Origin of the sequence: Corynebacterium mucifaciens (assembly GCF_012396315.1) — a bacterium.
Taxonomy (GTDB): Bacteria; Actinomycetota; Actinomycetes; order Mycobacteriales; family Mycobacteriaceae; genus Corynebacterium; species Corynebacterium mucifaciens.
Genome location: NZ_JAAXPF010000002.1, coordinates 113,964 through 133,468, shown reverse-complemented (window position 1 = coordinate 133,468; position 19,505 = coordinate 113,964). Strand labels below are relative to the sequence as shown.

Annotated in this window: 19 protein-coding genes; 4 read left to right on the top strand and 15 right to left on the bottom strand. The window is 66.2% G+C overall.

Annotated features, from left to right (window positions below; translation table 11 throughout):
- From HF989_RS02630 to HF989_RS02615, 4 genes are read right to left on the bottom strand one after another with little or no spacing between them, the layout of a single operon-like run.
- Entirely contained in the window at nt 1–1,494 is a 1,494-nt protein-coding gene (locus HF989_RS02630) for an RsmB/NOP family class I SAM-dependent RNA methyltransferase (protein WP_168683803.1), read from the bottom strand.
- A complete protein-coding gene (gene fmt / locus HF989_RS02625) occupies nt 1,491–2,420 on the bottom strand; it encodes a methionyl-tRNA formyltransferase (protein WP_168683802.1) in 930 nt (309 codons plus the stop codon). The genes HF989_RS02630 and fmt overlap by 4 nt, the downstream gene beginning before the upstream one ends.
- A gap of 8 nt (nt 2,421–2,428) precedes the next feature.
- Nucleotides 2,429–2,920 carry a peptide deformylase gene (def, locus tag HF989_RS02620; RefSeq protein ID WP_168683801.1) on the bottom strand — a complete coding sequence of 164 codons (492 nt, stop codon included), beginning with the start codon at nt 2,918–2,920 and terminating at the stop codon, nt 2,429–2,431.
- 40 nt (nt 2,921–2,960) lie between these two features.
- The gene (locus HF989_RS02615; protein ID WP_168683800.1) at nt 2,961–4,970 is read right to left on the bottom strand and encodes a primosomal protein N'; all 2,010 of its coding nucleotides are present in this window, start codon (nt 4,968–4,970) and stop codon (nt 2,961–2,963) included.
- Between the two features lie 135 nt (nt 4,971–5,105).
- Between HF989_RS02615 and HF989_RS02610 the strand changes: the two genes are divergently transcribed.
- Genes HF989_RS02610 through HF989_RS02595 form a run of 4 tightly spaced genes read left to right on the top strand, consistent with a single transcriptional unit; the run spans nt 5,106 to nt 7,110 of the window.
- Nucleotides 5,106–5,363, top strand: coding sequence for a hypothetical protein (locus HF989_RS02610; RefSeq protein ID WP_168683799.1), 258 nt, complete (start codon nt 5,106–5,108; stop codon nt 5,361–5,363).
- 59 nt (nt 5,364–5,422) lie between these two features.
- The gene (locus tag HF989_RS02605; RefSeq protein WP_281351314.1) at nt 5,423–5,821 is read left to right on the top strand and encodes a polysaccharide deacetylase family protein; all 399 of its coding nucleotides are present in this window, start codon (nt 5,423–5,425) and stop codon (nt 5,819–5,821) included.
- 17 nt (nt 5,822–5,838) lie between these two features.
- On the top strand, nt 5,839–6,222 hold the full coding sequence (locus HF989_RS02600; protein WP_168683797.1) for a hypothetical protein: 384 nt from the start codon (nt 5,839–5,841) through the stop codon (nt 6,220–6,222).
- Nucleotides 6,223–6,225: 3 nt separating this feature from the next.
- Complete coding sequence (locus HF989_RS02595) at nt 6,226–7,110, top strand: hypothetical protein (RefSeq protein WP_168683796.1); 885 nt, start codon at nt 6,226–6,228, stop codon at nt 7,108–7,110.
- On the opposite strand, the gene metK is transcribed toward HF989_RS02595, so the two are convergent.
- The 11 genes from metK to pyrR form a co-directional block, all read right to left on the bottom strand.
- Entirely contained in the window at nt 7,107–8,324 is a 1,218-nt protein-coding gene (metK, locus tag HF989_RS02590) for a methionine adenosyltransferase (protein WP_168683795.1), read from the bottom strand. The two genes, HF989_RS02595 and metK, sit on opposite strands and share 4 nt — an antisense overlap.
- A 141-nt stretch (nt 8,325–8,465) precedes the next feature.
- Nucleotides 8,466–9,701, bottom strand: a complete 1,236-nt coding sequence (gene coaBC / locus HF989_RS02585) for a bifunctional phosphopantothenoylcysteine decarboxylase/phosphopantothenate--cysteine ligase CoaBC (protein WP_168683794.1) — start codon at nt 9,699–9,701, stop codon at nt 8,466–8,468.
- Nucleotides 9,702–9,786: 85 nt separating this feature from the next.
- Entirely contained in the window at nt 9,787–10,101 is a 315-nt protein-coding gene (gene rpoZ / locus HF989_RS02580) for a DNA-directed RNA polymerase subunit omega (protein ID WP_038611759.1), read from the bottom strand.
- 15 nt (nt 10,102–10,116) lie between these two features.
- Nucleotides 10,117–10,704 carry a guanylate kinase gene (gene gmk / locus HF989_RS02575; RefSeq protein WP_168683793.1) on the bottom strand — a complete coding sequence of 196 codons (588 nt, stop codon included), beginning with the start codon at nt 10,702–10,704 and terminating at the stop codon, nt 10,117–10,119.
- Nucleotides 10,705–10,706: 2 nt separating this feature from the next.
- Nucleotides 10,707–11,030, bottom strand: coding sequence for an integration host factor, actinobacterial type (gene mihF / locus HF989_RS02570; RefSeq protein ID WP_038614115.1), 324 nt, complete (start codon nt 11,028–11,030; stop codon nt 10,707–10,709).
- A 202-nt stretch (nt 11,031–11,232) separates the two neighbouring features.
- Nucleotides 11,233–12,072, bottom strand: a complete 840-nt coding sequence (gene pyrF / locus HF989_RS02565; protein WP_168683792.1) for an orotidine-5'-phosphate decarboxylase — start codon at nt 12,070–12,072, stop codon at nt 11,233–11,235.
- The gene (carB, locus tag HF989_RS02560) at nt 12,072–15,425 is read right to left on the bottom strand and encodes a carbamoyl-phosphate synthase large subunit (RefSeq protein WP_168683791.1); all 3,354 of its coding nucleotides are present in this window, start codon (nt 15,423–15,425) and stop codon (nt 12,072–12,074) included. The genes pyrF and carB overlap by 1 nt, the downstream gene beginning before the upstream one ends.
- A gap of 18 nt (nt 15,426–15,443) precedes the next feature.
- The gene (gene carA, locus HF989_RS02555) at nt 15,444–16,598 is read right to left on the bottom strand and encodes a glutamine-hydrolyzing carbamoyl-phosphate synthase small subunit (protein ID WP_168683790.1); all 1,155 of its coding nucleotides are present in this window, start codon (nt 16,596–16,598) and stop codon (nt 15,444–15,446) included.
- A gap of 22 nt (nt 16,599–16,620) precedes the next feature.
- Nucleotides 16,621–17,904 carry a dihydroorotase gene (locus tag HF989_RS02550; RefSeq protein WP_168683789.1) on the bottom strand — a complete coding sequence of 428 codons (1,284 nt, stop codon included), beginning with the start codon at nt 17,902–17,904 and terminating at the stop codon, nt 16,621–16,623.
- The gene (locus tag HF989_RS02545) at nt 17,901–18,851 is read right to left on the bottom strand and encodes an aspartate carbamoyltransferase catalytic subunit (RefSeq protein WP_168683788.1); all 951 of its coding nucleotides are present in this window, start codon (nt 18,849–18,851) and stop codon (nt 17,901–17,903) included. Before HF989_RS02545 ends, HF989_RS02550 begins: the two co-directional genes overlap by 4 nt.
- Complete coding sequence (gene pyrR / locus HF989_RS02540; protein WP_168683787.1) at nt 18,852–19,412, bottom strand: bifunctional pyr operon transcriptional regulator/uracil phosphoribosyltransferase PyrR; 561 nt, start codon at nt 19,410–19,412, stop codon at nt 18,852–18,854.
- Between the last annotated feature and the right edge of the window lie 93 nt (nt 19,413–19,505).

The following is a 19,505-nucleotide window of genomic DNA, read 5'->3' as shown; positions in this document are numbered from 1 at the left end:
CTACCCTAGCGTTCCGGTTTTGCGCAGCACCGCGTAGAACATCGCGTCGGTGCCGTGCCGGTGGGGCCACATCTGCACGCTCGGGCCGTCGCCGACGTCCTCCATGCCGGCGGCCCACTCGCGAGCGTCGAGTTCCTCAACGCCGCCTTTGGCCAACTGCTTCTGGACGATCCTTCGGGTCTCCCGCACATCCGGCGAGCACGTGGAATAGACGACGACTCCGCCGGGCTTAGCCAGCTCAACCGCCGACTCCAGCAGCTCCTCCTGGAGCTGGTTGAGCTCGGCGATGTCGCTCTCCGCTTTCGTCCAGCGAGCTTCCGGGCGGCGCCGCAAAGCCCCCAACCCGGAGCAGGGAGCGTCCACAAGCACGCGGTCGTAGCCCGGCTCGAGGCCGGGGTCCCGCCCGTCGGCGGTGTGCACCGTCACGGGCAGGCCGCGCACCGTCTTGGCAATCAGCTCCGCACGGTGCGGACTGACCTCCACGGCGTCGACCGTGGCGCCGTCAATTGCCGCAATGGCCCCCATCAGGGCAGCCTTGCCACCTGGCCCCGCGCACAGGTCAAGCCACCGGCCGTGATCGTCGCCGACCGGCACCTCGGTGACCGCCCGTGCGATGACCTGGGAGCCTTCGTCTTGCACCGCGGCGAGGCCGTCGCGCACCGGGTCGAGCTGCCCCGGGTCTCCCTCCGGCAGGTAGACCGCGTACGGCGAGTACCTACCCTGCTCACCACCCGTGGACAGCGCGAGCTCCTCCGCGCTGATCTCGCCGGGGCGCGCCACAAGGTGCACAACCGGGCGGGCTGAGTCCGCCTCGAGCGCGGCCTCGAGCTCGCCCCTCTTGTCGCCGAGCGCCTCAGCAAAGGCACGCGCGATCCACTCCGGGTGGGCATGGGTGAAGGCGAGCGCTCCCATCTCGCTTTCCGGCGCAAGCATGCGCAGCCACTCCTCAGCAGGCGTGCGGCCGACGGAGCGCAACACGCCGTTGGCAAAGCCTTTGGCCTTGTCGTGGCCGGCCGCCTCGACCAGCCGCACGGACGTGTCCACTGCGGCGTGGTCGCCGACGCGGGTGTACAGGAGCTGGTAGGTGCCTAGGCGAAGCGCGGCGAGGACCTCGGGTGCAATGCGGTTGAGCTCACGCGACGAGTTCTTCGCGATTACCGCGTCGAGCACCCCGAGCGAGCGCAGCGTGCCGTAGGCCAGTTCGGTAGCAAATGCGGCGTCGCAGCCGGCGATCGCCCGCTCCCGCAGGATGCCGGGCAGGGTGAGGTTGGCAAACGCCCCGTCCCGCGCCACGCGCAACACGACCTCAAACGCCGCCTCGCGCGCCGGGTCACCGATGCTGGCCGGGCGGCCCTTCACCGTGTAGCGCTGGCGTCCACCACCCTGCCCGCGCGTCTGGTGCCGCGCCTGTGCGCGGCCCTGCTTCTGGCCCTTGTTGCGTTCCGGCTTGTCGTCGCGGCGCCCCGCGGAGCGCGACCGAAACCCTCCGCTCATTCGAACACCACTCCCTCTTTCGCTTCCGGGTTAAGCCCGCGAGCCCAATCCGCAGCGTTCATCATTTTCTTCCCCGGCGGCTGGATCCTGCCCAAGCGCACGTCGCCGTCAGCGGTGCCCACCAGCACCTCATTTTTGCCAAACCACGCCTCTCCCGGGGCCAGTGTGTCCCCGTCAGTCGGGGTAATGGGGCCGAGCTTGAAGCGTTCCTCCCCGCGCATTGTCCACGCACCGGGCGCTGGGGTGTGCGCCCGGATGCCGCGGTCAACCACCGAGGCCGGCTGCGCCCAGTCCACCCGGGCGTCCGCCGGGGTGATCTTGTGGGCGTAGGTTCCCTCCTGCGGCTGCGGGATGGGCGTTGCGGTCCCGGCCTCGAGCGCGTCCATGGTCGCAGCCAGCAGGCCCGCGCCCGTGTCGGCGAGGCGCTCCAGCAGTTCTCCGCTGGTTTCGGTCTGCCCGATCCCAGTTTCCAGCTTGCCCAGGATGTCTCCGGTATCCAGGCCCTCGTCGATGCGGAAGGTGGTGGCGCCGGTCACCTCGTCACCGTTGGCAATCGCCGCCTGCACCGGTGCTGCGCCGCGCCAAGCCGGGAGCAGCGAAAAGTGCAGGTTCACCCATCCGCGCGCCGGAATGTCCAGCAAGTCGGCGGGGATGAGGTTGCCGTACGCAACCACAGGCACGGCGTCCGGGGACAACTCGCGCAGCCTGTGCTGTATCGTGCTGTCGCCCGCCAGACTTTCCGGGGTGAGCACCTCGATACCGTGCTCAAGCGCAATCGCCTTTACCGGCGAAGGGTGCAGCGTTCGACCCCGTCCTTTGCGGGCATCCGGGCGCGTGAGCACCGCGACCACCTCGTGCTCGGAGGCGAGAAGCCGCTGCAGCGCCACCGCCGCAGGCTCTGGGGTGCCGGCGAATACCAGTCGCATGTGTGTGCCTACCTCCAATCGGCGGCACGGATTGCCGCCATTGCTTCCTTGCGCTGTTCGGGTTCCATCCTGCGCATAAACATCACGCCGTCCAAGTGGTCCGCCTCGTGCTGGATGCACCGGGCCAGTAACCCCGTCCCGCGCAGCGCCAGCGGCCGGCCGAAGCAGTCTTGGCCCCGAGCGACCACCGCGTTGTGCCGGGTGACCGCGCCACGCACACCCGGCACGGAGAGACAACCCTCCATGCCAGTCTGTAGCCCTTCGCCCAGTGGCTCCCACACGGGGTTGACAATGTGGCCCCGCATGCCCTGGCAGTCGAAGACGAACACGCGGCGGGTCAGTCCGATCTGGTTGGCGGCGAGGCCGACCCCGCCGGCATGGTCCATCGTCTCCAGCATGTCTCGGACAAGCCGTTCCAATGCTGAATCGAAGACGGTGACCGGATCAGCGACGGAGTTGAGCACCGGGTCGCCGAAGAGACGGATATCGCGGAGAGCCATGTGGAGGAAGTGTACTGGCTCGCTGCTGCACCACCGCGCCTTAGCCGATGTCGACGGGGTCCACTTGAATTCTCAGCGGCAGGTCCTGCCGCGCCGTCGTCCAGGCCACCGCGCCAGCGCGCAGCGCCTTGCCTAGCGCGGCCCGCCCAGCGAGCGGAGTGCGGACGAGCATCCGCTGTGCTGGCCCGAGCGCCTCCCGGTTCCACTCCCCCGGCAGCCGCACCCCGGGCGGCAGATCCACGGGCCCGAGGAGCTCCGCATGCTCCGGCAGCTCAGTGCGGGCGAAAAACTCGTCCAACCCGTCGCGGGGGGCGTCCGCGACCGCGACGTGCACCGCGGGCGGGAATCGCGCCTCCCGCCGCAGGTTCAGCTCGAGCGCGGCGAAACCGGGCGCATCCCACCGGATGAGGTGCTGCACCACCGGCAGCGACGGCTCCGCCACGACGACAACCTCCCCGCCCGATGAGTGCGGCTGCACGAGTGTCGCCGCAGCCATCCAGCGCGCGAACGTGTCTTCCACGGCGCGTAGATCAGGCCGCTGCAACAGCGCCCACGCGTCAAGCAGCACGGCGGCGCCGTAACCGCCGTCGACCCGCGGCTCCGCGCCTGGGGTGGCCACCACGAGCGCGGCTCCGGGCTGCACCTCCGCCCGCACGTGGTCGCCGCCGGAGGTCACAACCTTGTACTTGGCAAATGCCCGGCCCAGCTCTTCGGCTGTGCGGTCCGCGCCGAGCACCACCGCCCGCAGCTTGCGCGAGCCGCACACCGGGCACACGTGCGCCGGATCCATCCGCCCGCACCAGCGGCACGTCGGCGCCGCGGCCTCGCCACCGGACGGCAACCCCAGCGGCCCGTTGCACCACCTGCAGCGCGCCGGGGTGCGGCACTGGCCGCACGCGAGAGCCTGGATGTAGCCCGTGCGCGGCACCTGGAACAGCACCGGCGTGCCTCGCTCGAGCGCTTTGGTTGCCGCCTGGAACGCCGCCGACGGCAGGCGCGCCTGCCGCGCACGCGGGTCGCGCTCCATCTCAAAATCCGAGTCACCCGCGGCGTGGATATATGGGGCGCGGGTGCGCAGCGTCTGCTTCGGCGCAACGAGCTCGTGCATCCAGCCCGACTCCACCAGCAGCTGCGCCTCCGCGGTGCGGGCGTGGCCGCCGATGAGCAGCGAGCACCCCTCCTGCGCCGAGCGGGTGGTCAACACTTCTCTGGCATGCACATACGGTGCCCGGGGGTCCACCAAGTTGGTGTCGCCGTCGAACATCACCGCGGCGAAGCGCAAGTTGCGCACGGGCGCGAACGCCGCAGAGCGGGTGCCCACCACGATGCGCCCCTGCCCGTGCAGTACGGAGAGATAGCGCGAGTAGCGCGCCTGCGGCCCTTGTGAGGCCGTCAAGGTGGTCACCTGCCGCGGGCCGACGAACTCGCGCAGCGCGGACTCGCACGCATCCACGTCTTTTTGGTCCGGCACGATGATGAGAGCCCCGGCCCCGTCCAGCGCCACCTTCGCCGCCAGCGCCGCTAGCGCCGCCGCCCAGTCATCGCCCGGCGCCACCTGCCACGCAGCCCGCGCGATCTTGCCGGCCACCACGGCATCCACGAAGGACTGCCCGAACGCGTACGGGGTCCACGCGGATAAGTCCGGTTCCCCAACGTCGCCGAGTTCCTCCCACGGCGTCGAGGTGTCTGTCTCCTCCGCCTTCGCGTGCCGCGCCGGGATGGCGGAGCGGTAAATGTCGGATCTGACACCTGCGTAGCGGTCCGCCAATGCGTCGACAAGCTCGCGCACCTTGCCCGGCGCCACCACCTCCGGCGAGATGACGCGCTCGATGAAACGCAGCGAGCCTTCGTGGCGCGATGTGGATGCGCGCTCGAGCACAATCGCGTCCACTAACCTGCCGGCGAACCGGACGCGCACACGCACACCCGGCTGCACCGCGTCCGCGTGGCCTTCCGGTACGAGGTAGTCGAACGGCCGGTCCAAGTGCGCCAATCCGAGCATGGGCAACACGCGCGCAACGGGTAACTCTGCGGCAGGCGTGTCGGACATGACCCCGGATTCTAAACGACTCCCCGACACCGACCCCGGCACGTAAGCCCCATCGCGCGCCAGACCACCACATGGAGTACGAATAAGACTGCAGCTTCGCCCGTCAACCATGCCCCGAAAGTCCGCTTCGCCCTCATGAAACGCCTGTGTATTGCCGCCTCGTCTGCCCTCGCCCTTGTTGCCGCCGCTGGCGCTCCTTCCGCCGCATCGGCAGACGTGGCCAAGGTGACACAGCTGGCAACGCCGAAAAGCGCGCAGGTTGTCCCGGGCCACCCGTTCGGCCCGATTCTGGCTGAGGGCGAGGGGCTGCCTATCGACGCGAGCTCCGCCTTTGTCGCCAAGTCCTCCCAGCGCACCTCCTGGATCGCGGATGACGGTTGGCGCCGCGCCTAAGCGAACCTCCCTGCGCAGGCGCAGCAGGCCGTGCCGCCACACCTGCGCCCAACAGATTCATGGCTCGCCAGACAGACGGCAGGATCGCCGCGCAAATGGATAAGACCGACGCTGCGCTGAAGGAACAGGGCGGGATCACTCCCCGCTGGATGCGCCCGCCCTACGGCTCGTACGACTCGCGCGTGGCCGCGGCCGCCGGGGCTCGCGGAATGGCGCTGGCGGTGTGGGACGTAGTCACAGCCGACTGGCAGCACCGTAACACAGCGACGACGTGCCAGCGGGCGGTCGCATCCGCGCACGAGGGGGCGATCATCCTCATGCACGACATCCACGAACCCACGGTCGCGGCGGCCGAGTGCGTCATTGACGCCCTGCGCGCCAAGGGGTTAAAACCGGTCGGCCTACACGAGATGATTGCACGCCCAGAAGCCGGTCACGTGTACGAAAACGCGGCGTAGAACATATACTCCCGCCCGTGAGCGAACCTGAAACAAACGCGGGCCGGACCGGGTGGGTCAAGACCGTGCCCTATACCATGCTCGCCGTCTACGCCGTCGGCCCGTTGCTGCTCATCCCTGTTGTGAGCACTCCCTGGCCGGTGGTCGGGTTCATCTTCGCGGTGGCCGCGGCCGCCGGGCTTATCGACGGCTTCGCCTTCCGCCCCAACTGGTCCCTGCCAATCCTCGCCGGCGTCGGGTTCTGGATTTCGAAGGTCCTCTACTTCAACGACGGGACATTCATCTACGCCCTGGGCGCGGCGGCTGCATGCGCAGCGGCAATGGGACTTTCCCGTCTGCTCAGCGTCAGCTCGTCGACAAGCAACGCGGAAGATAGAGCCGAAGATAGGGCGGGGGCGTAGCCGGTGCAGACTTGGAGCCTGGACCACCCGCAATACGGGTTGATCGAAGTTCGCGTCGGCTTCGACCGGGACTTCGCCGCCGAGGAACCGGACTGGCCCGGCGACGAAACGGAAAAGGAAGGCGCCCTGGCAACCGCCGAGAGCTCGCTGCGAGAGCGGATCAAGCTGTGGGCGGACAACCCTTCGGAACGCATGGAGGTACGTGTCAGCGGCGTGGTGCAGCACCGCTACAACGGCGTGGCCAGTGCGCGGCTTCCCTTATTTCGAGAGGATGCCCACGATACGTTGGCAACGCCGACGGGGCTTGGGACGGACCGCAACGAACCGCATCTCAAGCTGCTGGCCAGTGGGCTGGACGAGCTGCTGAGCGTGGAGTTCCGAGACGGCTCGACCGTCGTCGAGTTCGATCCGCCCGAAGGCTCCCGCGGCGCGCGGCGGCGCGAAGTGATGGAGTCGAGTGAGCTCAAACGCGCGCTCATTCCCATGGCGGAGGGGATTGGCAAGGGCGGCTGGGCCTTGGTGATTCTCATACTCGGCCCCCTTGTGAGCCGCCTGCTGGGCTGGCTTGCGCAATTCCTCCCAGAATGGGAGCTGCCGCGATGGCGTCTTCCAGACTGGCAGTTGCCCCACATCGACCTGCCGGTGCCGGATCTGCCGCAGATGCGTCTGCCGCTTCCGCACATCGACGTCCCCTCACCCGCCCTCCCGGAGGTGCCGGAATGGGTGCTGTGGCTTGTCGAGTACAGCAAAATCTGGGTGCCGGTGGTCATCGGTGTTGTCGTCGGCGCTCTCGCGCTGCGCAACCACCGGCGTTCCGAAAAAGAAAAGGCCGCCTGGCAGCACTACCAGGCGGCGGGGACCATCACGCCGGAGGAACGGGCGAACTAAATGCCGGCGGCGGCTTTCAGGTCGTCGACCTTGTCGGTGCGCTCCCATGGCACGTCGATATCCGTGCGCCCGAAATGCCCGTACGCTGCGGTCTGTGCGTAAATGGGGCGCTTTAAGTCGAGCTCGCGGATGATCGCCTGGGGGCGAAGGTCGAAGACTTTCTCCACCGCCTGCTGAATGCTCTCGTCAGTTTGCCCGGCAGCCGCTGTGCCGAACGTCTCCACGTAGAGGCCAACAGGGTTCGCCCGACCGATGGCGTACGCCACCTGCACCTCGACACGCTCTGCCAGTCCTGCGGCAACGATGTTCTTGGCCACCCAGCGCATGGCGTACGCGCCGGAGCGGTCCACCTTTGACGGATCCTTGCCAGAAAAAGCGCCGCCGCCGTGGCGCGCCATGCCGCCGTAGGTGTCCACAATGATCTTGCGGCCGGTCAGGCCGGCGTCACTCATCGGGCCACCCTGGATGAAGGAACCCGAGGGGTTGATCAGCACCTTCGTGTCGTCACGGTAGTAGCGCTGCAGCCCCGCGTCGTCCAGCACCCAGTTGATCACGTGCTCGCGCAGCGCCTGCTCCAGCGCCTCGCCGGTGAAATCCGGATCGTGCTGGGTCGAGATGACGATCGTGTCGATGAATGCGGGCGTCGCGCCGTCGTAGGCGAAGGTGACCTGGGTCTTGCCATCGGGGCGCAGGCCCGCCACGATTCCGTCGTGGCGCACTTGGGAAAGGCGGCGTGCGAGGCGGTGCGCCGTAGAAATCGGCAGCGGCATGTATTCCGGCGTCTCGTTGGTTGCGTACCCGAACATCAGCCCTTGGTCGCCGGCACCCGTCTGGTCCTCCTCGCCAGTGGAGGTGTTCTCGCGCACTTCCTGGGACGTGATCACAGAATCGTGGATCTCGGTGGATTGATCGCCGATGGCGATGTTCACGCCGCAGCTGCGGCCGTCAAATCCGACCTCGGAGGAGTCGAACCCGATCTCCACCAACTTCTCCCGCACGATCTTGGCGATGTTCGAGTACGCGGAGGTGCGCACCTCTCCAGCGACATGAACCTGGCCCGTGGTCGCCAGAGTCTCCACCGCGACCTTCGCCTCAGGGTCTTGCGCGAGCATGTCGTCGAGGATGGAGTCCGAGATCGCATCGCAGATCTTGTCGGGGTGGCCCTCGGTAACCGATTCACTTGTGAACAAGCGGAAGTAGGTGTCAGTGGACAAAGCAGTCTTTCCTTCGCGTCTGAGCGGACGAGTTACGTTCCGGCGCACCACCTGGGGAATTCAGCGCAAACACGGCTGAGACGGAAACGGCACGTCGTAAGGTGAAGCCCACGATAGACCAAGCTGTCTAAGAGCGCAACGTCACCGCAGGCGGCGCTCGACTGCATCCCAGATCCGGACCGCGACTTCATGCTTGGTGCCGTCGGGAATCTCCTCTTGTCCCCCATCCGCGCTGAGCAACCAACCGCGATTGCGGGATTGGCCGAACACGCCCCCACCCGCGACCGAGTTGACCATGAGCATGTCCGCGCCCTTGCGCCTGAGCTTCTCGCGGCCGTAATCGAGCTCATTGTCCGTCTCAGCAGCGAACCCGATGACGGTTGCCCGGGTCTGACCTGCATCACGCATCTGCACGAGCGTCTTGAGGATGTCCGGGTTCTCGGTCAGCCGGATGACAGACAGTGCCTCGTCGGCCTGGCCCTTCTTCAACTTGGTGTCGGCCTCGGTCTCCGGGCGGAAATCCGCTACGGCCGCTGCCATGATGATGACGTCGGATTGTGGAGCATGCTCAGCCATCGCGTCGCGCATGTCCCGGGTTGAGCGGACCCTGACGATCTCGGCCCCCGACGGCGGTTCCAACTGGTCGGTCGCTCCTGCCACGATGATGACCTGCGCGCCCCGCTGCGCGGCGATATCGCCGAGCGCGTACCCCTGCCTGCCGGAAGACCGGTTTCCTACGAAACGCACCGGGTCGATGTTTTCCTGCGTACCGCCAGCGCTGATAAGCACCCGCTTGCCCGCGAGCGACGACGAAAACGCAGCTGTGCGCTGCACCGTACGGGCAAGCTCCGCAATTACGTGCGGCTCAGGCAGGCGCCCCGGGCCGGTGTCTTTGCCAGTGAGTCTGCCGTGGGCGGGTTCGAGCACGGTGATCCCGCGATTGCGAAGTGTCTCCACGTTCGCTTGGGTTGCGGGGTTCAACCACATCTCGGTGTGCATGGCTGGGGCGAGGACCACCGGGCAGGTGGCCACAAGGATCGTGGTGGTGAGGAGGTCGTCCGCCCGGCCAGCCGCAACGCGGGCCAGAAAGTCGGCGGTGGCGGGAGCGACGACCACCAAGTCGGCCTCCTGCCCGAGACGCACGTGCTGCACCTCGTCGACCCGGCTGAAGACCCCGGTTTCAACCGGGTGGCCACTCAACGCCTCGAAGGTGGCTGCACCCACGAAACGCAGTGCGTTTTCAGTGGGTATGACGCGAACGTCAGCGCCCTGCTCCTTAAAATCGCGCACCACGTGGCAGGCCTTGTACGCGGCGATGCCACCGGATACGCCAACGATAACGTGCAGGGGTTTGGACGCGTTCGGGGCTTCACTCATGGCTCCCAAGCATACAAAACGCCGCTATCCAGCTCAGTTGCTGGATAGCGGCGGGACTACGCAATGCACCGCGTGACGGGCAGGGCTACTGCCCCTCCTCGTGCTCCAGAAGGCCGGCCTCGATCTCACGGAGCGCGATAGACAACGGCTTCTCGCCGGGCTCCGGGGACACCAGCGGCCCGACGAACTCGAAGACCCCGTCTTCAGAATTCTGGTAGAAGCTGTTGATCTGGCGGGCGCGCTTGGCGGCGAAGATGACGAGCGCGTACTTCGACGACACCTTGGTCAAAAGCTCATCGATCGGGGGCGCCGTAATGCCCTCTGGCGTGTCGTAAACGTTCTCCTGCTGGGGTTGCTCAGCAGCAGAGGTGTCAGACAGGTCCTTAGTTTCGTTACTCACGTGTAAACCCACTCGCTAACTGTTGTTGGAAGATGTGCCTTGAAGAATATCGGCGATGGACCGCACCGCAACATCCACGTCGTCGTTGACCACCACAACGTCGAATTCACCCTGTGCGTCGAGCTCCTCGCGGGCGGTGGTGAGCCTGCGCTCAATCACCTCAGGCGTTTCAGTGCCGCGTCCGGTCAGGCGCTGCACGAGGACGTCCCAAGACGGCGGAGCAAGAAACACGGTGCGCGCCTCAGGCATCAACCGCTTGATGTTGCGCGCGCCGACTAAGTCGACCTCAACCAGCACAGGGCGGCCGACCCCCATCGCCTCCTGCACCGGGCCGGCAGGGGTGCCGGAACGCTGCAGACCGCCATGGATGTCCGCCCACTCCAGCATCTCGCCACGGTCGATGCGGCCCTGAAAGGCCTCCGGCGTGACAAAGAAGTAGTCCTTGCCGTCCACTTCACCCGGACGCGGCGCCCGAGTTGTCATGGAAACCGAGAAGTATAGATTCGGCACGGTCTCGCGCAGGCGGCTGACCACCGTCGACTTCCCCACTGCGGACGGACCGGCCAGCACGACCAGGCGCCCGCGGGGGGTCACCCCGGACACGCTTAGTTCTCTTCGTAGCCGAAGCGCTCAAGCAGCGCGCGGCGCTGACGGTCGCCGAGCCCGCGCAGACGACGGGTCTGGGCGATCTCCAGCTCCTCCATGATCTCGCGTGCCTTGACCTTGCCCACCTTCGGCATGGCCTCGAGGAGCGCGGAAACCTTCGTCTTGCCGATGATTTCGTCGGTGTCCGCCTTGTCCAAGACATCCTGCAGCGTGGTCTCGCCACGCTTCAGGGACGCCTTCAGCTCGGCGCGCGCCTTACGTGCCTCTGCCGCCTTCTCCAGGGCTGCCTTGCGCTGCTCATCGGTCAACTGTGGAAGTGCCACGGGTTCCTCCATGTGATAGTTACGAACATTGATTCAGTCCGACGTGCGCCGGATCGGGGGCTTCCTTCGCCGAATGTCATCGGTGCAATTCGCCACGTCCGGCACAGTCTAACACTGCGATTTTCAGCAGCGGCGGCGCAGAGCGAGTGCTTAGCTGCATTTCTCCACGTCACCGTGCGACGGAATTAAACTACCAGGGTTTTTACTCGGCGGTAAATGCACCCTGGGGATTTCCCGATTTCACCAGGGCAGACACGCGTTTCCGCAGCTCAGAAGCATCTGGACCTGCGGAAAGAACAGAACGCGAAACGCTTGGGAATACCAGGTGCCCGACGGCTCCGGCGATCGCCTCCGCGTCCTGCATTGTCGCGCCCTGGGCGCCTACGCCGGGCATGAGGACAGGGCCGTTCAACGCGTCCAGCACCGGAGGCGTGGACACCGTGGCTCCCACAACCACGCCTACGTGCCCGACGTGCCCGCCGCTGTTGTAAGTGGCGCATTCGTCCACCATGTGCTGCGACAGCATCCGCCCATCGATCTTCCCGGTCTGCAGTGCTACAGCCTCCGGGTTGGAATTTGCAGCCATGATAAACACGCCCTTGTGGTGCTCGGCCGCCATGTCGATGGCGGGTGCGAGTGACCCAACGCCTAGATACGGGGTCAGCGTTAGGGCATCCGCCTCCAGCGGTGCGCCAGGCGCCAGCCACGCTGCGGCATAGCCAGCCATGGTGGATCCGATGTCGCCGCGCTTCGCGTCCGCGATGACGAGGGTTCCCGCCTCGCGCAGCGCGGCCAACGTCGATTCAAGTACGGCGAACCCCGCGGCGCCGAAGCGCTCGTAAAACGCAACTTGGGGCTTCACCGCCGCCACATGGCCCGCGAATGCGTCAACGCAGATCTGCGAGAACACCCGCAGGCCCTCCACCGAATCGGACAGCCCCCACTGCTCAAGCAGTGCCGCGTGCGGGTCGATGCCCACGCACAGCCGGCCGTATTCACGGCCGGCGGCGACGAGGCGCTCACCGAAAGTCAACGTGCCCATTACTCGGAGACCTTGCTGTGCTCAAGCTCCTGCAGGCTGGTGACGGTGATCTCGTTAGCGCGCAGCGCCTCAATACCCTGCACCGCGGCGGTCACGCCCTGCACGGTGGTCATGATCGGCACGCTCGAAACGACCGCAGCTGCGCGGATGTCGTAACCGTCGTGGCGGGCGCCGGCGGAGCCCGCCGGGGTGTTCAGCACCAGATCGACCTCGCCGTCGAGGATGCGCTCGACGATGGACGTGCCCTCCGCGCCGGCGCGCACCTCAGAAGCCTTGAGCGCGACTTCGCACTCGATGCCGTTGCGTCGCAGCATCTGCGCGGTGCCCTCAGTGGCAAGCACTTTAAAGCCCATGGTGGAAAGGCGCTGGATGGGGAAAATCAGCGTGCGCTTGTCGCGGTTGGCCAGGGAGACGAACACCGTGCCCTCCGTGGGCAGCTCCCCGAATGCCGCGGCCTCAGCCTTGGCGTACGCCACACCGAAGGACGGCGCCAAGCCCATCACCTCGCCGGTGGACTTCATCTCCGGGCCGAGGATGGTGTCCAGCACCGCGCCGTCCGGGCGGCGGAAGCGGGTAAACGGCAGCACCGCTTCCTTCACGGCAATCGGGTGCTCGAGCGGCAGGGAGCCGCCGTCGTAGTCGCTGGGGATGAGGCCTTCACCGCGCAGCTCCGCAATAGTTGCGCCGAGCATGATGCGGGCCGCCGCCTTCGCCATGTGCACGCCAGTCGCCTTGGACACGAATGGCACGGTGCGCGAGGCGCGCGGGTTCGCCTCGATGACGTAAAGGATGTCGTCCTTCAGGGCGAACTGCACATTCATCAGGCCCTTCACACCGATGCCGTGCGCGAGCGCCTCTGCGGAACGGCGAACCTTGTCAATGTCGTCGGGTCCGAGCGTCATCGGCGGCAGGGCGCACGCGGAGTCGCCGGAGTGGATGCCCGCTTCCTCGATGTGCTCCATCACGCCGCCGAGGTAAACATCCGTGCCGTCGCACAGCACGTCCACGTCGATCTCGATTGCGTTGTCCAAGAAGCGGTCCACCAGCACCGGGTGATCCGGAGAAAGCTCGGTGGCACGGTCGATGTAATCGCGCAGGTTCTGCTCGTCGTAGACAATCTCCATGCCGCGGCCACCCAGCACGTAGGAGGGGCGCACCAGCACCGGGTACCCGATGCGGTCGGCCACTTCGCGCGCGCCTTCGAAGGTGGTCGCGGTGCCGTATGCCGGTGCCGGCAGGTTGGCCGCCGAGAGCACCTCGCCGAACTCGCCGCGGTCCTCCGCCAAGTCAATGGCCTTGGGCGAGGTGCCCACGACCGGCACACCGGCATCTTCAAGTCGCTGAGCCAGGCCAAGCGGGGTCTGCCCGCCAAGCTGCACGATGACACCCGCAACGGTGCCGGTTGCGGCCTCGGCGCGGTAGACCTCCATGACGTCTTCGAACGTGAGCGGCTCGAAGTAGAGGCGGTCTGCGGTGTCGTAGTCGGTGGAGACGGTCTCGGGGTTGCAGTTGACCATCACCGTCTCGTAGCCCACTCGGGACAGCTCGAGAGCTGCGTGGACGCAGGAGTAATCGAACTCGATGCCCTGGCCAATGCGGTTCGGGCCGGAGCCGAGGATGATCACCTTCTCCTTGTCGCTCTGCCCGCCGCGTGCGTGGCGTACCTCGGACTCGGCGTTCGGGTCCAGCTCGTACGCCGAGTAGTGGTACGGCGTCTGCGCCTCGAATTCACCCGCGCAGGTGTCGACGGTCTTGTACACGGGGTGGATGCCCAAGGACCAGCGCAGCGAACGCACGCCGTCCTCCCCTGCCAATTCGGGGCGCAGGGCAGCGAGCTGGGCGTCGGACAGCCCGTAGGATTTCGCCTCGCGCAGGAGGTCGGCGTCCAGCACCGGGGCGTCGATAAGCACCTGCCTGAAATCGATGAGCGCCTCGAGCTCGGCGAGGAACCACGGGTCGATGCCGCTCGCTTCGTGGACCTGCTCGACGGATGCGCCGAGTCGGAGCGCGAGCTCGACGTCGTAGAGACGCTTGTCGGTCGGCACCTTGAGGTCCTCGAGTACAGCGGCGACGTCGGTCGCGCGCTCACCGGCGAAGTACTCGTCCGGCTTGGTCCAAAAGCCGTTCGGCTTATCCTCCATGGACCGCATGACTTTGTTTAGGCCCTGGATGTAGTTGCGGCCGATGCCCATGGCCTCGCCCACCGCCTTCATCGAGGTGCCCAGGGTCTCGTCGGAGCCCGGGAACTTCTCAAAGGCGAAGCGCGGCATCTTCACAATCACGTAGTCGAGCGTCGGCTCGAACGCCGCGGGGGTCACTCCGGTGATGTCGTTGGTGATCTCGTCGAGGGTGTAGCCGATGGCGAGCTTCGACGCGATCTTCGCAATCGGGAAGCCCGTCGCCTTCGACGCCAGCGCGGAAGACCGGGACACGCGCGGGTTCATCTCGATGGTGATGATGCGGCCGTCGGCCGGGTTGACGGCGAACTGGATGTTGCAGCCGCCGGTGTCCACGCCGACTTCACGGATGATGGCGATGCCCTGGTCGCGCATGGTCTGGTACTCGCGGTCCGTCAGCGTCAGCGCCGGTGCCACCGTGACAGAGTCGCCGGTGTGGACGCCGAGCGCGTCCACGTTCTCGATGGAGGCAACGACCACGACGTTGTCGTCGCCGTCGCGCATGAGCTCAAGCTCGAACTCTTTCCATCCCAGGATGGATTCCTCGATAAGGACGTTCGCCTCCGGGCTCGCTTCCAGGCCGCCGCCGGCGATCCGGTCCAAATCTTCCATGGTGAACGCCAGGCCAGAACCCAGGCCGCCCATGGTGAAGGACGGGCGCACCACCACCGGCAGGCCCAGCTCTGCAACGGTCTCGTGGACCTCGTCCATGTTGAAGCAGACGCGGGACCGTGCGGATTCGCCGCCGATCTTCGCCACAATATCCTTGAACTTCTGACGGTCCTCGCCGCGCTCGATCGCGTCGATGTTCGCACCGATGAGCTCGACACCGTGCTTGGCCAGGATTCCCTGGCGGTCAAGCTGGATCGCAGCGTTGAGCGCGGTCTGGCCGCCGAGGGTGGCCAAAATTGCGTCGACAGGGTGCCCCTGCTCCGCCTCGCGCGCGAGAATCCTGTCGATGTAGGACGGCTCAATCGGCTCCACGTAGGTGTGGTCCGCGAATTCCGGGTCGGTCATAATCGTCGCCGGGTTGGAGTTGATCAGGGTGACGCGCAACCCCTCTTCCTTGAGCACGCGGCAGGCCTGAGTACCGGAGTAGTCGAATTCGCAAGCCTGGCCGATCACGATGGGGCCGGAGCCGATGACCAGGACGTGGTTAATGTCGTCGCGTTTCATGTGTTTCCCTTCCTGGTTTTACGCGTTCTTCTGAGAGGTGCTCATCAGCTCGATGAACTGGTCGAAGAGGGGGTTCGCATCGTGCGGGCCAGCCGCAGACTCGGGGTGGTACTGCACCGAGTACGCCATGCCGCTTTCCAGCGCCACGCCCTCCACGACGCCGTCGTTCAGGCAGGTATGCGTAATGACGGCGGTGCCGAAATCGGTGTCGAAGGTTCCGCCTGCGCCAACGCCGTCGGGCGCCTTGAGCGCAAAACCGTGGTTCTGCGAGGTGATGTCGATCTTGCCGGTGAGGTGATTTTTCACCGGAACGTTCACGCCACGGTGGCCGAACTTCATCTTGTACGTTTCCAGCCCCAGCGCGCGGCCGAGAATCTGGTTGCCGAAGCAGATGCCGAAAAACGGCACGCCCTGCTCGATGACCTCGCGGACAACCTCCACCATCGTGTCGGCCGTCGCCGGGTCGCCCGGGCCGTTGGAGACGAATACGCCGTCCGGGTTGTACTTCTGCACCTCGGCAAACGGGGTGTTGGCCGGCACGACCACCGTTTCAATTCCGCGCTTGGCAAAGTGGCCGGGCGTGGCGGTTTTGATGCCCATGTCATAGGCCACCACTGTGAAGCGCTTCTCGCCCACTGCCTCGATGGTGTACGGCTGGTCCGTAGAGACGTCCGCGGCGAGGTCCGCGCCCTGCATGGACGGCTGCCCCTGCACCTTCGTCACCAGCGTATCAACGTCCTGACGGGCTTCCTCACCCGTGAAGATGCCTGCCGCGATGGAACCGTAATTGCGCAGGTGGCGCACCAGCGAGCGGGTGTCCACCCCACGGATGCCGGTGATGTCTTGGGCACGCATCTCCTCTTCGAGGCTGCGCGCAGCGCGCCAGTTTGAGACGCGGCGGGACAGGTCGCGGACGACAAGCCCCGCAACCCAAATGCGGTTGTCGTGGGACTCGTTGTCCTCGTCGTTCCAGCCGGTGTTGCCGATTTGCGGCGCGGTGGTCACCACGATCTGGCGGTGGTACGACGGGTCCGTCATGGTCTCCTGGTACCCGGTCATCGCGGTGGTGAAGACGGCCTCACCGAAGACGGTGTGCTCTGCGCCGAATGCGTAGCCGGGAAAGGTCGCGCCATCGGCCAGGACCAGCACGGCCGGGATTCGTTGTTCCTTCATTGCTTCTTCTTTCACTTTCCGTTTAGTCCTGCTGTGCGCCGTAGGTCTGGGTGCCGCGCAGCCAGGTGGCGGTAACGCGTGCGCTGAATTCAATGCCCTCGTACGGCGTGTTCGACGCCTTGGACGCCATCTCCTCGCCGCGGGCGGTCCACGGCGACTGCGGGTCGACCAACACCAGGTTGGCCGGCTCGCCGACGGCAATCGGGCGCCCCTGGTCCTGGAGGCGAAGGATCTCGGCAGGGCGCTCGCTCATCACTTTGGCCACGAAACGCCAATCCGCCAGACCGGTTTCCACGAAGACCCGGTGCACGACTGCCAGGGAGGTTTCCAAACCGAGCATCCCGGGCTTGGCGTGCTCGAACTCAACGCACTTGTCCTCGGAGCCGTGCGGCGCATGGTCAGTGGCCACAACGTCGACCGTCCCGTCGAGTAGCGCCTGCTTGAGCGCCTCGGCGTCTCGGGCCTCACGCAGCGGCGGGTTGACGCGGTAGAGGCCGTCGTAGGTCTTGAGCTGCTCGTCGGTGAGCAGCAGGTGGTGCGGGGTGACCTCCGCAGTGACCTCGATGCCCTGGTCCTTGGCAAAACGCAGCAGCTGCACGGTGCCCTCTGTGGAGGCGTGGCACAGGTGATAGCGCCCGCCGTAGTCGCGGGTCATGATCGCGTCGCGGGCCACGATGGATTCCTCCGCCACACGCGGCCAGCCGCGCAAACCCAGGCGCGCGGCTTGCTCGCCCTCGTGGGCGACAGCACCAGACGTCATTCGGTGGTCCTCGGCGTGCTGTGCGAGCACGACGTCGTGGGCCTTCGCGTACTCAATGGCACGGCGCATCAGCTGCGGGTCGTTGACGCACTTCCCGTCATCGGAGAACATGCGCACACCCCTGCGCGCCATGAGACCGATCTCGGTGAGCTGTTCGCCCTCCAACCCCTGAGTGATGGATCCGACTGGGTAGACGTCGCATTTGCCGTACGTCTGGCCCTTCTCCCACACTGCCTCAGCCAGGAACGGCTGGTCGATCACCGGGTTGGTGTTGGCCATGGTGAACACGGCGGTGAACCCGCCCTTCGCGGCGGCGTCAGAGCCGGTGGCAATGGTTTCGGTGTCCTCGCGGCCCGGCTCGCGCAGGTGGACGTGCATATCCACCAGGCCTGGCAGGAGCACGTTCCCGCCGCAGTCGATCACTTCGTCTGCGTCGTCGAAGCGCTTGTCACCAATCGCCTCAATGACGCCGCGGGTGACGTCGATGAGAATGTTGGTCGCGTCCTCACCGTACGGGCGGACATTGTTGAGCGCCAGAGTGGTCACTTGGTTGCTCCTTCCTCGGTAGCTGGCCGCTCGTCAGAGCCGGCGAGCAGGGTGAACAGCACGGCCATGCGGGTGTAGACGCCGTTGGACACCTGGCCAAGCACGACGGCGTTGTCGCGGTCCGCGACGTCGAAGTTGATCTCCATGCCGCGCAGCATCGGGCCCGGGTGCATGATCAACGCGGAATCCTTCATCCGGTCCGCGCGTGCCTTGCTCAACCCATAGAGGGTGGCGTACTCGCGGTGCGACGGGAAAAACCCGCCCTGCATCCGCTCGGCTTGCACGCGCAGCATCATGACCACATCCGCGTTCTCGATTTCCGCGTCGAAGTCGTACGCCACGCGCGCCGGCCAAAACTCCACGCCGGTTGGCAGCAGTGTCGGCGGTGCGACGAGCACGACGTTCGCGCCCAGGGTGTGCAGAAGGTCCACGTTGGAGCGGGCCACGCGGGAATGCAGGATGTCGCCAACGATGAGGACGGTCTTGCCGGCAACGTCGCCGATGTGCTGGCGCATGGTGACAGCGTCCAGCAGCGCCTGGGTGGGGTGCTGGTGCTGGCCGTCACCGGCGTTGATGATGCTGGTCTCCGGCTGCCATCTCCGCAGCAGCTGCGCGGCGCCGGATGCAGGGTGACGCATGATGATCGCGTCAGCGCCGACGGATGCCAACGTCGCCGCCGTGTCCTTCAAGGACTCGCCTTTCTTCACCGACGAGCTCGACGCCGAGATGTTGATTACGTCCGCGCTCATCCACTTGCCCGCGGTCTCGAACGACGAGCGGGTGCGGGTGGAATTTTCGTAGAACAGCGTCATCACCGTGCGCCCGCGCAGCGTGGGCAGCTTCTTGATCTCGCGGCCGTCCAGCGCCTCGCGGAACCTGTCCGCCTCGTCCATGAGCCCCACAATCTCGTCGCGGCTCAAGTCTGCGATGTCAATGAGGTGTTTCATCTATCCCTCCCTTTCCAGGGCCACCCGGTCCACGGCGTCCAGCGGCGTCAGCGCAACGGTGACGTCCTCGTCCTTGGAGGTCGGGATGTTTTTGCCCACGTAATCTGCGCGGATCGGCAACTCGCGGTGGCCGCGGTCCACCAACACCGCCAGCTGGATTGCGCTGGGGCGGCCGATATCGCGCAGCGAATCAAGGGCCGCCCGGATAGTGCGCCCGGAATAGAGCACGTCGTCGACGAGGATGACTACAGCGCCATCAATATCGACTGGGATGTGCGTCGGCCGCAGCGCGCGGTGCGGCCGGTTGCGCAGGTCGTCGCGGTACAGGGTCACGTCGAGGCTGCCAACAGGGATAGCAACCCCAGAAAACTCCTCCACCGCTGCCGCAATCCGCTGCGCTAGCGGCACTCCCCCCGACGGAATGCCCAGCAGCACTACCTGCGGGCTCGCAGCGTCGTCCAACGCCGTCTTCTCAATAATCTGGTGCGCGATGCGTGCAACAGTGCGGCCAACCTCTTGCGCGTTCAGCAACTCGACGGTCGACCGTTCATTCCCACTCATCGAACCTCCTTCCCCGCCTCGCTGTGCGGAATTTAAAGGATGTTGACAACGGCTCCGGTAACCGAATCCGTATGTAGTCTTGGGACCGGCACT

Bases quoted from the DNA above. Each gene is read 5' to 3' on its own strand.
- HF989_RS02630 (WP_168683803.1), bottom strand. From the start codon at position 1,494: ATGAGCGGAGGGTTTCGGTCGCGCTCCGCGGGGCGCCGCGACGACAAG.
- fmt (WP_168683802.1), bottom strand. From the start codon at position 2,420: ATGCGACTGGTATTCGCCGGCACCCCAGAGCCTGCGGCGGTGGCGCTG.
- def (WP_168683801.1), bottom strand. From the start codon at position 2,920: ATGGCTCTCCGCGATATCCGTCTCTTCGGCGACCCGGTGCTCAACTCC.
- HF989_RS02615 (WP_168683800.1), bottom strand. From the start codon at position 4,970: ATGTCCGACACGCCTGCCGCAGAGTTACCCGTTGCGCGCGTGTTGCCC.
- HF989_RS02610 (WP_168683799.1), top strand. From the start codon at position 5,106: ATGAAACGCCTGTGTATTGCCGCCTCGTCTGCCCTCGCCCTTGTTGCC.
- HF989_RS02605 (WP_281351314.1), top strand. From the start codon at position 5,423: ATGGCTCGCCAGACAGACGGCAGGATCGCCGCGCAAATGGATAAGACC.
- coaBC (WP_168683794.1), bottom strand. From the start codon at position 9,701: ATGAGTGAAGCCCCGAACGCGTCCAAACCCCTGCACGTTATCGTTGGC.
- pyrF (WP_168683792.1), bottom strand. From the start codon at position 12,072: ATGGGCACGTTGACTTTCGGTGAGCGCCTCGTCGCCGCCGGCCGTGAA.
- carB (WP_168683791.1), bottom strand. From the start codon at position 15,425: ATGAAACGCGACGACATTAACCACGTCCTGGTCATCGGCTCCGGCCCC.
- carA (WP_168683790.1), bottom strand. From the start codon at position 16,598: ATGAAGGAACAACGAATCCCGGCCGTGCTGGTCCTGGCCGATGGCGCG.
- HF989_RS02545 (WP_168683788.1), bottom strand. From the start codon at position 18,851: ATGAAACACCTCATTGACATCGCAGACTTGAGCCGCGACGAGATTGTG.
- pyrR (WP_168683787.1), bottom strand. From the start codon at position 19,412: ATGAGTGGGAATGAACGGTCGACCGTCGAGTTGCTGAACGCGCAAGAG.